Origin of the sequence: Ammoniphilus sp. YIM 78166 (assembly GCF_004522215.1) — a bacterium.
GTDB lineage: Bacteria > Bacillota > Bacilli > Aneurinibacillales > RAOX-1 > YIM-78166.
Map to the genome: position 1 here is coordinate 86089 of NZ_SDLR01000011.1, position 13089 is coordinate 99177.

General features: G+C 46.5%; 12 protein-coding genes. 10 read left to right on the forward strand and 2 right to left on the reverse strand.

The window, feature by feature from the left end:
• The first annotated feature begins 1 nt into the window (after position 1).
• The 5 genes from EIZ58_RS29755 to EIZ58_RS33950 all read left to right on the forward strand — a co-directional run bounded on the left by EIZ58_RS29755 (position 2) and on the right by EIZ58_RS33950 (position 4925).
• Complete coding sequence (locus tag EIZ58_RS29755; RefSeq protein WP_134704623.1) at positions 2 to 619, forward strand: RraA family protein; 618 nt, start codon at positions 2 to 4, stop codon at positions 617 to 619.
• Positions 620 to 691: 72 nt separating this feature from the next.
• A complete protein-coding gene (gene acnA / locus EIZ58_RS29760) occupies positions 692 to 3409 on the forward strand; it encodes an aconitate hydratase AcnA (RefSeq protein WP_134704624.1) in 2718 nt (905 codons plus the stop codon).
• Positions 3410 to 3424: 15 nt separating this feature from the next.
• Positions 3425 to 4507 (forward strand): lactonase family protein, encoded by a 1083-nt coding sequence (locus tag EIZ58_RS29765; protein WP_134704625.1) that lies wholly within the window; start codon positions 3425 to 3427, stop codon positions 4505 to 4507.
• 29 nt (positions 4508 to 4536) lie between these two features.
• Positions 4537 to 4758 carry a hypothetical protein gene (locus EIZ58_RS33945; RefSeq protein WP_167578042.1) on the forward strand — a complete coding sequence of 74 codons (222 nt, stop codon included), beginning with the start codon at positions 4537 to 4539 and terminating at the stop codon, positions 4756 to 4758.
• Between the two features lie 29 nt (positions 4759 to 4787).
• Positions 4788 to 4925: a hypothetical protein gene (locus tag EIZ58_RS33950; protein ID WP_167578043.1), complete on the forward strand. Its 138-nt coding sequence runs from the start codon at positions 4788 to 4790 to the stop codon at positions 4923 to 4925.
• 4 nt (positions 4926 to 4929) lie between these two features.
• Here EIZ58_RS33950 and EIZ58_RS29770 read toward each other — a convergent pair whose 3' ends face one another.
• Complete coding sequence (locus EIZ58_RS29770; protein ID WP_134704626.1) at positions 4930 to 5805, reverse strand: LysR family transcriptional regulator; 876 nt, start codon at positions 5803 to 5805, stop codon at positions 4930 to 4932.
• Positions 5806 to 6007: 202 nt separating this feature from the next.
• On the opposite strand from EIZ58_RS29770, the gene EIZ58_RS29775 reads away from it, so the two are divergent.
• The 4 genes from EIZ58_RS29775 (at position 6008) to EIZ58_RS29790 (ending at position 11306) form a co-directional block, all read left to right on the forward strand.
• A complete protein-coding gene (locus EIZ58_RS29775; RefSeq protein ID WP_134704627.1) occupies positions 6008 to 7921 on the forward strand; it encodes a PTS mannitol transporter subunit IICBA in 1914 nt (637 codons plus the stop codon).
• A 24-nt stretch (positions 7922 to 7945) separates the two neighbouring features.
• Positions 7946 to 9097: a mannitol-1-phosphate 5-dehydrogenase gene (locus EIZ58_RS29780; RefSeq protein WP_134704628.1), complete on the forward strand. Its 1152-nt coding sequence runs from the start codon at positions 7946 to 7948 to the stop codon at positions 9095 to 9097.
• Positions 9098 to 9339: 242 nt separating this feature from the next.
• On the forward strand, positions 9340 to 10197 hold the full coding sequence (locus tag EIZ58_RS29785) for an AraC family transcriptional regulator (RefSeq protein WP_134704629.1): 858 nt from the start codon (positions 9340 to 9342) through the stop codon (positions 10195 to 10197).
• A 128-nt stretch (positions 10198 to 10325) separates the two neighbouring features.
• Complete coding sequence (locus EIZ58_RS29790) at positions 10326 to 11306, forward strand: formylglycine-generating enzyme family protein (protein WP_134704630.1); 981 nt, start codon at positions 10326 to 10328, stop codon at positions 11304 to 11306.
• Positions 11307 to 11367: 61 nt separating this feature from the next.
• Here the strand turns inward: EIZ58_RS29790 and EIZ58_RS29795 are convergent, their stop codons facing one another.
• The gene (locus EIZ58_RS29795; RefSeq protein ID WP_134704631.1) at positions 11368 to 12240 is read right to left on the reverse strand and encodes a LysR family transcriptional regulator; all 873 of its coding nucleotides are present in this window, start codon (positions 12238 to 12240) and stop codon (positions 11368 to 11370) included.
• Between the two features lie 150 nt (positions 12241 to 12390).
• On the opposite strand from EIZ58_RS29795, the gene EIZ58_RS29800 reads away from it, so the two are divergent.
• A partial coding sequence (locus tag EIZ58_RS29800) for a class I SAM-dependent methyltransferase (protein WP_134704632.1) occupies positions 12391 to 13089 on the forward strand: 699 nt, incomplete at its 3' end.

Genomic DNA, 13089 nt, shown 5'->3' on the forward strand with positions numbered 1-13089 from the left:
AATCATGAGTATCATAGATCAATTTAAAGCGGTACCTACGACTTGCATTTCGGACACGATGCAAGGGATGAATAACTTGGATCCAGCGATCAAGCCATTAAAGGGAGAATATCGCGTAGCAGGAAGAGCGTTTACCGTAAAGATGCCCGTCGGGGATAATAAAGTGTTTCTACAAGCGATTAGAGAGGCTCAGCCTGGAGACGTTCTTGTGGTTGATGCCAAAGGGGATACGTACCGGGCAATCGCAGGCGATTTTATTGTAGGGTTGGCCCAAACCCTAGGCATCAACGGCATTATTGCCGACGGAGTGATCCGAGACATTGAAGGCATTAAGCAATTGGATTATCCCGTGTTCTGCAAGGGAACCACGGTGGCGGCAAGCGGGAAAGCAGGTATGGGAGAAATAAACGTACCAATCTCTTGTGGAGGAGTTACAATTCACCCTGGAGATATCGTTGTTGGAGATGCCGACGGAGTGGTTGTGGTTCCCCAGGCGATAGAGGAAGAAGTACTGAAGAAGTCCATTGAAAAATTAGATTTTGATATCAAGAGAGCCGAAAAGGTCTCAGGCAAGCGAGATGAAGTGATCAAGTACTTGGATAACTTCTTATCCAAGTAATGTAGAAGGGACAGGCGGAATTGTTATACTTCGTCCTGTCCTTTTTTATCAAATAGATTGGGGTGGAGATACATGGAAGAAACCATAAAAGATACATGGAGAGCCCGTTCAACGTTCTCCGTTAACGATAAGAAATACGATTACTTTCGAATTAACGCTCTAGAGGAGCAAGGGTTGGGGAACGTTTCTAGACTGCCTTACTCCGTAAAGGTTCTATTGGAGTCTGCGGTTCGCGAATACGATGGCATCGCCATAACGGAAGAACACATCAGCAAACTTGCCAATTGGACGGTGGAACGGGATCCCAATCAGGAAGTTCCTTTCAAGCCAGCTCGGATCCTATTGCATGATACAACAGGTCTTCCAGCCATGGTGGATATGGCGTCCATGCGGGAGAGTGTCCAACGGGCAGGAGGCGATGTTTCTTCCGTCAACCCGTTGATCCCTGTGGATCTTGTCGTGGATCATTCGATCACCGTCGATTATTTTGGCAGGCCCGACGCCATGGAGCTGAATGAGAAAACCAATTTTGAACGAAACATGGAGCGATTCCGCTTCTTCCGCTGGGCGCAAAAAGCCTTTGATAACTTCCGAGTGGTTCCTCCTGCGTCCGGCATCATGCATCAAATTAATATGGAGTACCTAGCCTCGGTTGCTACAGTTAAAGAGGATGAGGATGGCTTAATGGTTTATCCGGATTCTCTCGTGGGAACCGACTCTCATACCACGATGATTAATGGAATGGGCGTAGTCGCTTGGGGGGTTGGCGGGATTGAGGCTGAAGCAGCAATGCTGGGGCTGCCTTTATATTTCGTCGTGCCTGAAGTGGTTGGATTCAAACTGACGGGTACACTTCCCGAAGGAACGACCGCAACCGATTTGGCCCTTACAGTCACGAATCTTCTCCGGAAAAAGGGTGTGGTGGGTAAATTTGTGGAGTTCTATGGAGCGGGGGTAGCAGCACTGAGCATCGCAGACCGCGCGACGATTGCCAATATGGCACCTGAATATGGCGCGACGATGGGATTTTTCCCTGTTGACCAAGAAACCTTGAACTATTTGGCTTTAATCGGCAAGAACGAAGAGCAAATCGCCCTCGTTGAAACTTATTATAAAGCGCAAGGCATGTTTATGTCTCCTGACCGTCCAGAACCCGTGTATTCCTATGGGATTGAACTGGATCTATCTACCGTTGTCCCTAGCCTAGCAGGACCGAAACGTCCACAAGATCGTGTAGACCTTTCGCAGATGAAGCAGCATTACCATGAGGTCGTTCGTAATCCGGTCGACAAGGGAGGATACGACTTGTCTGAAGAGGAATTGAGGAAAGAGATTGCGGTTGAACATCCTAACGGAGAAAAAACAGTCATCAGGAATGGGACGGTTGTCCTTGCCGCGATTACAAGCTGTACCAATACCTCTAATCCGAATGTCCTGATCGCAGCTGGTCTCGTGGCCAAAAACGCGGTGGAAAGAGGTCTCAAGAAGCCGGCTTATGTAAAGAGTTCTTTAACACCCGGTTCTCGAGTGGTTACCGATTATTTGAATGAATCTGGTCTGATGACGTATCTTGAGGACCTTGGGTTCCATATTGCGGGATACGGCTGTGCAACCTGCATCGGGAATTCAGGACCGCTGCCTCTAGAGGTTAGTCAAGCGATTACGGAAAACGATTTGACCGTAGCAGGCGTGTTATCCGGAAACCGGAACTTTGAAGGACGGGTGCATCCGGAAATTAAAGCGAATTATTTAGCTTCGCCACCTCTAGTGATTGCGTACGCTCTAGCAGGTACGGTGGATATTGATTTCGCCACAGAGCCTATCGGCTATGACCAAAAGGATCAACCGGTATATTTAAAGGATATTTGGCCAACATCAGGAGACATTCAGGGATGGTTGGGCCATGCGGTTCGCCCGGAATTATTTCGTGAGCGGTATAAGGAAGTCTATCAGGCCAATGAACAGTGGAATAGCATCGATGTTCCGGCAAGTGAGCTGTATGATTGGGATGAAAAATCCACTTACATTCAGAATCCACCGTTCTTAGACGTGTTACCTGAGATTCCAGATGATATCCGGGACATTCAAAGTGCTCGAGCGTTAGCGATTTTAGGAGACTCTGTCACTACGGACCATCTTTCTCCGTCGGGAGCGATTCGGGTAGATAGTCCAGCTGGACGATATTTGCTCGAGAAGGGTGTCAAACGAGAAGATTTTAACTCGTATCCCTCTAGACGAGGCAACCATAAAGTCATGATCCGCGGGGCCCTGGCCAATCATCGAATACGGAATCTCATGGTACCGGGATCCGAGGGCGGGGTGACGAAGTATCTGCCAACGGGAGAAGTCATGAGCATGTTCGAGGCGAGTTTAAAGTATCAGGAAAACCAAACGGCGCTTTTCTTAATCGCCGGCAAAGAATATGGAACGGGAAGCTCTCGCGATTGGGCGGCTAAAGGAACACATTTGCTCGGTGTCAAAGCGGTCATTGCAGAAAGCTTTGAGCGGATTCACCGCAGCAATTTGGTCGGGATGGGCGTTCTTCCTTTACAGTTCGTACCGGGAACAACGGCTGAAACGCTTGGTTTAACAGGTAGTGAAACCTTTAGAACCGTTGGTCTAAGCGATTCGATTAAACCGGGTCAAAAGATAAAGATTCAAGCTAATAGAGAAGATGGCAGTATCTTTGAATTCGATGCGATTCTCCGTTTAGATAGCGTTGTGGATATTGAGTACTATCGAAATGGCGGAATTATGCAGAAAGTCGTTCGTCAGTTAAATAAGAGATAGGAGATAGAGTAGGATATGACTACAGAATACTTTGCCTACGTCGGTTGCCGTACAACCAAGGAGAGGAATGCCCGCGGGGAAGGGATCAGTGTATACCGCGTAGATTCCGCAACAGGAGAATGGACCTTCGTTCAGCTAGTAGGGGATGTTGTAAATCCTTCCTTTCTTGCCTTCGATCGTAACCAGGAATTTCTTTATACGGTTCACGGAGACCGCAGTGAAGTGAGCGCGTTTCGCATCGACAAGCAGACGGGTCAATTGACCTTTATTAATCAGCAATCCACGGAGGGGAAAAACCCCGTGCACTTGGTCGTGGATCCCACGAACCGATATCTTGTGGTAGCAAACTATATTAGTGGAACCTTGGCTGTTCTTCCCATAAATTCTGATGGCTCGCTTGCGCCTCTTACCGATCTGGTGAAGTCGCCTGGCAGCCCAGACACCGAGGGAGTGGATTTATACCTTAAGCAAGGCGTGTCTCATCCGCATCATTGTCCATTGGATCCGACTGGCAGATTCATTGTGGTTCCAGACTTGGGCGTAAATAAGCTATTTGCTTATCAGCTTGATACGTCCCATGGAAAATTAATCATCAACGATCCTGCTTTTGGCACTGCTCCTGAAGGATCGGGCCCAAGGCATATCGATTTTCACCCAAACCAGCCTTATGCTTATGTGGCGAGTGAACTGGATTCAACGGTGGTCGCTTATCGCTTTGATGCGCAAACAGGTGAGTTTAAGCTGTTGCAAACTCTTTCTACCCTGCCGGAAAGCATCAAAGGAAATACTTGCGGAGAAGTTGCGGTGGCCCCATCCGGGAAGTTTGTTTACATCTCTAACCGTGGACACAACAGTGTGGCGATTTTTACGATTGATCAGTCTACGGGGTTACTTTCACCAGTGGGCTGGGAGCCAACGCAAGGAGAGACCCCTCGTTTCTTCACTTTTGATCCAACAGGAGAGTTTTTCTACGTAGCGAATGAAGATAGTGATAGCATTGTACAGTTTCGTGCAGACGAGACAAGCGGTGCTCTCGTGCCGACTGGACAAGTGGTTCACACGGGAAGTCCAGTATGTGTGGTATTTAGTAGGGAGTAGAAAATAAAGAAGACATGGTTGCATGATCCATGTCTTCTTTATTGTTTGTTGTTTGGCAGCATCACGGACGAATAGTTCCGATACCTCTTGTGGGATACCCTGCCCCCTATTTAACCCACTTTTGCTCGTCATTCGCCGGTAAAGGAACCTCAGATGCTGGTAAATACGCTAAAGATGCCGGTAAAACGAAAAAGTTGCCGGTATTACTATTGGCTCATGATAAAATCAAAGGAAATGGGGGTAAAAACTAGCCTAATACCCCCCACCTCAGAGTTCGCCAATGTCCTTTGTGCCCCCACTTGCCGGTATTCCACAGAAACTTGCCTGTACGGTACCCATATTTGCCAGTGAACTAGCCAAAGTCGCCGGTACCAGCCCCATTCCCGCCGGTAAGCCAACCAACCAATCAACCGAATAGGCACTTACCCGTTTTTAACGGACTCCATGTCCGCATTAACAAACTCCACAAAAGCTTTAACCACGTTCAACTCTAAGGATTCCTCCTGATAGAACATCCATGTCTTCCTTATTAATGGGTTTCCTTGTTTATCCGTTAGGTAGACGAGATGAATGTTTTCTATATTCTCAAAAAACATTGAAGGGATAATGGCATAGCCTAGTCCATTCAGGACCATTTCTTTGCATGTATCTCCTTGATCCACGACCATCGCGACGGTTGGAGGTTGGATGTAATGCTCGGCCCACCAATTATCCACGAGTGCTTTATAAAGGGCGTCCGTACGGTAATCGATCCGAGGAAGGTGAGGCAATTCACTTAGTTCAATCTTATGTTTAGAGGCGATGCACAGCCTTTCTTCCATTACCAGCAACTTTTCACCCGACCAGCTATAGTCTCCACGGACAAAGCCGATATGCACATCTTGGTTGTACACCAAGTTGAAGATGTCTCGGCTAAAGCCCGTTTCGACTTGAAAATCAACTTGCGGATATTGCTCTTTAAATAACCGAAGAAGGCCAGGCAGTTTATATTTACTAAAATAGTTCGAAACCCCAAGTCTTAGAGTACCCGCCACTTGGTGATTAAAATTGTTTAGATCTTCTTTTATCTCCCGGAGGGTGCTCAACATCTCGCCCGCGCGCTTGGCTAGGTATTCGCCTTCAGGAGTAAACTGCACTCCTTTTATTCCTCTGTGGACGATAGTTACCCCGAATTCTTTTTCAATTTGTTTGAGGCGCTTCGTTAGGGTAGGTTGAGCGATATAGAGACTTTGCCCGGCTCTTGTGATGCTTTTTTCTCTATATAAAGTGTGTAAAATGAGCCAGTCGCGATCGTCCATGGTGATCCTCCTCTAGGTTTATCATCTTATTTTATCAGATTTTTACTGGAGGTTGAAAACTTTGCAGAATGAAATAAAGTATTAACATCCATATTTAAACAAAAAATACTTTTGTCACTAGGTATGTGACAAGGTTGATTTTTGACTTTATTGATACCGCATAGTATGAGGTTAAAGAAGTAATATACAAAGGAGAGAATATATGACGCAATCGAATATAAAAGTAACGGTACAAAAGTTTGGTAACTTCCTTAGCTCCATGGTCATGCCGAACATATCCGCTTTTATTGCTTGGGGCTTAATTACAGCTTTATTTATTCCTACTGGCTTTATTCCAAATGAAAGCCTTGCCAAAATGGTCGGTCCGATGGTGACCTACTTGCTTCCTATTTTAATAGGTTACACAGGAGGTAAACTGGTACATGATCAGCGTGGAGCTGTTGTCGGGGCTATAGCAACTATGGGTGTCATTGCCGGTGCTAATATTCCGATGTTTCTTGGGGCTATGATTATTGGCCCGCTAGGCGGCTATATAATTAAGAAATTCGATCAATTAATTGAAGGAAAAGTCAGAACTGGATTTGAAATGTTGGTAAACAATTTTTCTGCCGGGATCCTTGGCGCGATCCTTGCCATTCTTGCTTTCTCAGGGGTTGGCCCTGCAGTTGACGCGTTCACGGGTTGGCTTGTATCCGGAGTAGACTGGTTGGTTGGGACGGGGCTGCTGCCATTGACAAGCATCCTGATCGAACCGGCAAAAGTGTTATTCTTAAATAATGCTATCAACCACGGCGTACTTTCACCAATCGGTGTCGAGCAGGTAAAAGAAACAGGACAGTCGATCTTATTCCTTCTAGAAGCGAATCCCGGACCTGGTATCGGTGTGCTGCTTGCGTATATGTTTTTCGGCAAAGGCACGGCGAAAAAGTCAGCGTCTGGTGCCGGGATCATTCACTTTTTCGGCGGGATTCATGAAATCTATTTTCCATATATCCTGATGCGCCCCATGCTTTTCCTTGCCGTTATCCTTGGCGGAATGACTGGCGTGTTTACATTGGTTCTTTTAGGGGGCGGATTATTCGCACCGTCATCTCCAGGCAGTATCCTTGCCATTACGGCGGTAACGCCTCACCATGCGGGTGCTTATATTGCTAACTTTGCCGGTGTACTGGCGGCGGCGGCCGTATCCTTCGTTGTCTCTACCTTTATTTTAAAAACAGGGAAGCAGGGCGAAGAAGATATTGAAGCAGCAGCTCAAAAAATGCAAGAAATGAAAGGCAAGAAAAGCTCTGTATCTAATGTATTTACAGAAGAACAAGGCGCTCTGCCTGATCATGTTACAAAAATCATCTTTGCCTGCGATGCTGGTATGGGATCAAGTGCCATGGGGGCTTCCCTACTTCGTAAAAAGGTAAAGGAGGCTGGCATGGATATTTCTGTCACCAATATGTCCATCAGCAATCTGCCAGCCGATGCCCAGATTGTGATCACGCAAGAGGAACTGACACCAAGAGCCCGAAACAAAGTACCAGATGCTTATCATATTTCTGTCGATAACTTCCTATCTAGTCCAGAGTACGATAAGCTGATCAGCGAGCTGCAGTTCCCAGCCAATTCGGAGCTTTATGAACTGGTTGAGGAGGCAGAAGAAAATGGTACGGATAATCAGGATCAAGAAATGGGGCATGATGACGATTTGCTCCGTCCGGAAAACGTCTTTTTGAACCAGGAGTTTGCCAACAAGGAAGAAGCGATCCGCTTTGCTGGAAGAGCCTTAGTCAATGCCGGATACGTAAATGAAAGTTATATTGAGGCCATGATAGAGCGAGATAATATCACTTCGACTTATATGGGAAATGATGTTGCCATCCCACATGGAACAGAAGAAGCCAAAAAGGCTGTCATCAAATCAGGATTTACAGTTCTGCAGGTCCCAAATGGTGTGGATTTTGATGGTCAGAAAGCCCGTTTGATTTTCGGCATTGCGGGGAAAGACGGCACACATCTTGAAATTCTATCTGGCATTGCGATTACGTGCTCGGAGATGGAAAATATCGAAGAAATGGTGAAGGCAAAAACAGCTCAGGAAATGATCGATATCATTGGAAAAAAATAATTAAACCGATAAAGGAATGATTTCATGACACAAGCCGTACATTTTGGAGCAGGGAACATCGGTAGAGGGTTTATTGGAGCCCTTTTTTCCCAGTCAGGATACCATGTTATTTTTGTAGATATTGCAGAACAGATTATTGATCAACTGAACAAGGAAAAACAGTACAAGGTCAAGCTGGCCACAGACGAACAGGAAACCATAACCATTCAGAACGTTTCAGGGCTGAATAATCTCAAACAGGAAAACGAAGTGGTAGAAGCAATCAAGGAGGCCGATTTTTTGACAACGGCCATTGGACCCAGCATCCTTCCGAGAATTGCGCCATTAATCGCCAAAGGCTTGGCTGCAAGAGTAAAGGAGAATAGGGAAAAGCTTTATGTCATTGCCTGTGAAAACCAAATCTCGGCAACTGATCTGCTAAAAGGCTATATTCTGGAGCACTTGGATCAGGAGACCCAAGAAAAGGTTCTATCCCAAGTTGCTTTCTTGAATTCAGCTGTTGACCGAATTGTGCCGATTCAAAACAACCAAGGTTCACTCGATGTTCTCGTTGAGCCTTACCATGAATGGGTCGTGGAAACAACCGAAGAAATCCCCCCCATTGAAGGGATGAAAATAGTCCCGGAACTCGCTCCTTTTATTGAGAGAAAATTGTTTACCGTAAACACAGGACATGCCGTAATTGCGTACTTCGGCTATCTGGCAAACAAAGAAACGATTGATCAGACACTAGCGGATGTGGATATTTATCAACAGGTAAAGGAAACGCTCGGTGAGACCGGCGCCTATCTCATCTATGAATACCATCTGGACCCGAACGAACATCAGCACTATATAGATAAAATCATCAGCCGTTTCCAAAATACTCATTTAAATGATAGTGTAACAAGAGTCGCACGTTCACCCATTAGGAAGCTTGGCCCAGAGGACAGGCTCGTACGCCCGGCAACTCAAGCGCAAAAAGCAGGACTGCCCTACACTAATCTGGCCAAAGCCATCGCGGCAGCCTTGCTGTTTGATTTTAAGGAAGATGAAGAAGCAGTCAAACTGCAGGCTATGATAAAAGAACAGGGTGTGCCCTTTGTCCTTCAAGAGGTGTGTGGGCTGGCTGAATCAAGCGAGCTTGCCAAAGCGATTATCGGGCAGTATGAAGTGCTAAAGGGGGACCAACGGTAACAACTAGAAATGCGTTTAATATAGATACGCTGAACGAGGGTGTCCCAAATGCCTAGTTTTCGAGGGGATGCCCTCTTTTTTTTGCATCTCTTTGGTATAATTAAGTCATTAGAGACTGCGATGTTGCTCAGGCACTCATCCTTTAGTTATGGAATTCGTTGCAATCTGTCATTTGACCGCATTCAAAGACAGGATTAATACATAGAAAATCTTTAGTATAGGAAGGGAAAGGGAGAGATGTTATGGATTGGCTTAACGCCATGAACCGGGCGATAGACTATCTGGAGGCCAATATGACGGAAAAGCTGGAAATCGAGAGAGTGGCAAAGATCGCTTTTTCCTCCTCGTTTCATTTTCAGCGCATGTACTATATGTTGACGGGCGTCACGGTGGCAGAATATGTTCGCAGAAGGAAGCTCACCTTGGCTGCACAGGATATATTATCGGGTGAAAAGATTATCGATGTAGCTTTTAAGTATGGATATAAAACACCAGAAGCATTTGCCAAAGCATTTAGAAACATGCATGGGATTAGTCCTTCTGGAGTACGTGAGCCGGGAGTCAAGCTGATGGCTTATCCAAAGCTTTCCTTTCACATTTCAGTTAAAGGGGATAGAAACATGAATTACAAAATTGTGGAAAAAGGCAGCTTTACCGTAATCGGAAAACAAACTCGAATATCGGCTGTAAACGGTGAGAACTTCAAACAAGTGCCAGAATTCTGGAAGGATTGCATGAACGATGGATCGTATGACTGGATTTGCTCTAAGGCGGGACAGCTAGGTGTGCTGGGGATATGTATGGATTTGCAACACTTTGATGAGGGGTTCTTTACCTATATGATTGGAGTAGAAGAAACGAAAGACTCGCTTCCGAGCGGTTTCCGATCAGCCACCATCCCAGCAGCGACTTGGGCTGTTTTTGAATCCGTCGGGCCATTACCGGATGCCATCCAGGATGTAACCAGAAGGATTTACACGGAGTGGTTCCCAGCAACGGGCTATCAGCATGATTGTGCACCAGAGCTTGAGGTGTATCCTGCCGGTGACACCAACTCTGCGGATTATAAGTGTGAGGTTTGGGTCCCGATTAGGAAATAGGTGTGGCAACTTGCAGTTGTCGGTGCACTTTTATGACTTTTGAAAAAAATTGCCCCTATTAAACTGTTTGTAGTTATTCTATTATAAGGATACTGGACTACTAACCGACAACTGGAGGATGACTAGCCATGGAACAAACCAAAAAAGCATGCTGCGCCGCAAGCCGAAGTGTAACGCTTGAGCTAGGCTCTATGAATGATAAATTACCTGTCAAACAAGCAGCTGATGAGGTTCTTGAGCAGTTTAAGAGAAACTTTGTTCATATTGCAGCCGGAGAATTTTTAATGGGGACGAACAGCAGTGAAGGGTTTCCTGCTGACGGAGAGGGACCTGTACGTAAAGTCTGTGTAAATGAATTCTATATCTCGCCGTATACCGTAACGAATGCAGACTTTCAAGCGTTCGTCGAACAAACAGGTTATAAGACGGAAGCGGAACGTTTTGGATGGTCCTATGTGTTCCACTTGCTTGCTTCGGAAGAGGTCAAAGCGCAAGTGGAAAAAGTGCCACACGGACTGCATTGGTGGCTGCCTGTGGAGGGAGCTTCTTGGAATAAACCTGAAGGCCCTGACTCTAGTATCGAAGACCGTATGAATCATCCCGTTGTTCATGTTTCTTGGCATGATGCGGAAGCTTTTTGCAAGTGGTCCGGTACTAGACTGCCGACAGAAGCAGAGTGGGAGTTTGCCGCGAGGGGTGGACTGATTCAGAAAACTTACCCGTGGGGAGATCTATTAAAACCAGATGGGAAGCACCGCTGCAATATTTGGCAGGGGAAGTTTCCGGATGTGAATCATGCAAGTGATGGCTATATCGGTACTGCACCGGTAGACGCGTACGAGCCGAATGGCTATGGGCTTTACAATGTGGCCGGGAACGTATGGGAATGGTGCAGTGATTGGTTCTCGCCGAGATACCATCTGGAAACGACCAACGAGCAACCTTACTATAGTACGGAAACTGGAAAACGATCGATGCGAGGCGGCTCCTTTCTATGTCACCGCTCCTACTGTAATCGCTATCGAGTAGCTGCACGCAGTTCGAATACACCGGATAGCTCGACTAGTAATTGTGGATTTCGGGTGGTAGCTGATAGAGTTGAATACTAGGTAGATATGGAAACTCCGACTGCATTAGTCGGAGTTTCTCACGTTGAGGCCGGCCCTTCGGCTAAAGATCATGCTTAAAATCCAACGCTTCCACAAACTCCACAAACTCTTTGACGATTTTTAGTTCAAGGGATTTCTCATGATAAAACATCCAGGTTTTTCGAACGATGGGTTGGCCGTCTGCGTCTGTAAGGTTGATGCGGTGTAAGGACGGGTGCTTATCAGCAAAGACACTAGGCAGGATCCCATAGCCCAGGCCATTAAAGACCATTTCAGTGCATGTATCCCCGATGTCCACTTCCATGACTACATTTGGTGGCTCCGCATAGTTTCGGCTCCACCACTGATCGATAATGTCTTTGAGAAGCGAGTCCGATTCGTATTCAATTCGCGGAAGCCGCGGAAGTTCGCGTAAATCCACGAGTTCCTTTGAGGTTACGCAAACATTCTCTTCAAAAAGCAGGGATTTCGATTCCGGCCAAGCATATTCTCCCCGCACGATGCCAACATGAATATCCTGATTATAGATTTGGTTAAAGATCGTTCGGCTAAAGCCCGTAATCACCTTGAACTCGACATGAGGGAAAGCGTTGCGGAACAGACCAAGCAGGCGAGGCAGCTTGTATCTCGATATGTAATTGGAAACTCCAAGCCTGAGCGTCCCCGTAACTTCTTCGCCTCTATTTAGCGCCTGCTCCTTAATCTCTCTTAGGCGGTCTAGCATCTCATCGGCGCATTTCGCTAAAAACTCTCCCTGTGGGGTAAAGTGCACCCCTTTGTTCCCGCGTTCGACGATGGTGACTTTAAACTCTTTTTCCATCTGTTGAATTCGTTTGGTTAACGAGGGCTGGGTCATATATAAGGTTTCTGCCGTTTTGGTAATGTTCATCTTTTCATATAAAACTTTGAGAATAAGCCAATCTCGATCGTCCAATTCGTATACCCCCCAATAAATAGTACCTTACCACATCGAGGGAGCATAGTAAAAATTTATGGGGTACCATTCCCTTTTGTTATTTTTCTTTATGGCGCTCTCGTCGTATAGTTGATGTATGAAATGGAATGACCCAAGGAGGGGACGGACATGCAAGAACAAGATCCAAAGAAAATCAAGGATGCGGTGAAAGACCAGTTTTCAAGGAATGCCGAGAAGTATGTAACCAGCGAAACCCATGCAAAAGGGGATGATTTAACTCTGATGCTAGAGTGGCTCCAGCCGCAGCCGGATTGGACCGTTCTGGACATTGCAACAGGTGGGGGACATGTGACGAAGAACCTGGCTCCTCATGTGGCCCACGTGTTTGCCACGGACCTTACCCGCGAGATGTTGGCGACAGCCCAAAAGCATCTCGCGCCTACTTGTCCCAATGTGTGGTACATGGTGGCTGATGCGGAGAGTCTCCCATTTCTTGACGGTACATTTGACCTCGTAACCTGCCGCATTGCCGCCCATCACTTTCCGAATCCTAAGGAGTTTGTGCGTGAAGCGGCTAGGGTGCTCAAGCCAGGTGGCAAGTTTCTGTTCATCGATAATGTCGTACCGGCAGATGATCAATTAGACCAGTTTGTGAATACGCTCGAATATATCAGAGATGAGAGCCATGGTCGCTGTCACCGAACCGAAGAGTGGACGGCCTGGGCAAACGAAGCAGGGCTGCAAATTGTTACCTCACGGTTGCGCAAGAAGACATTTGACTTTCCGACATGGGTGAGACGTACCACAAAATCTGAAGAACAAGTGACAAGAGTGGAGCAGCATATTCTTCAGGCGGATCAGAGGATG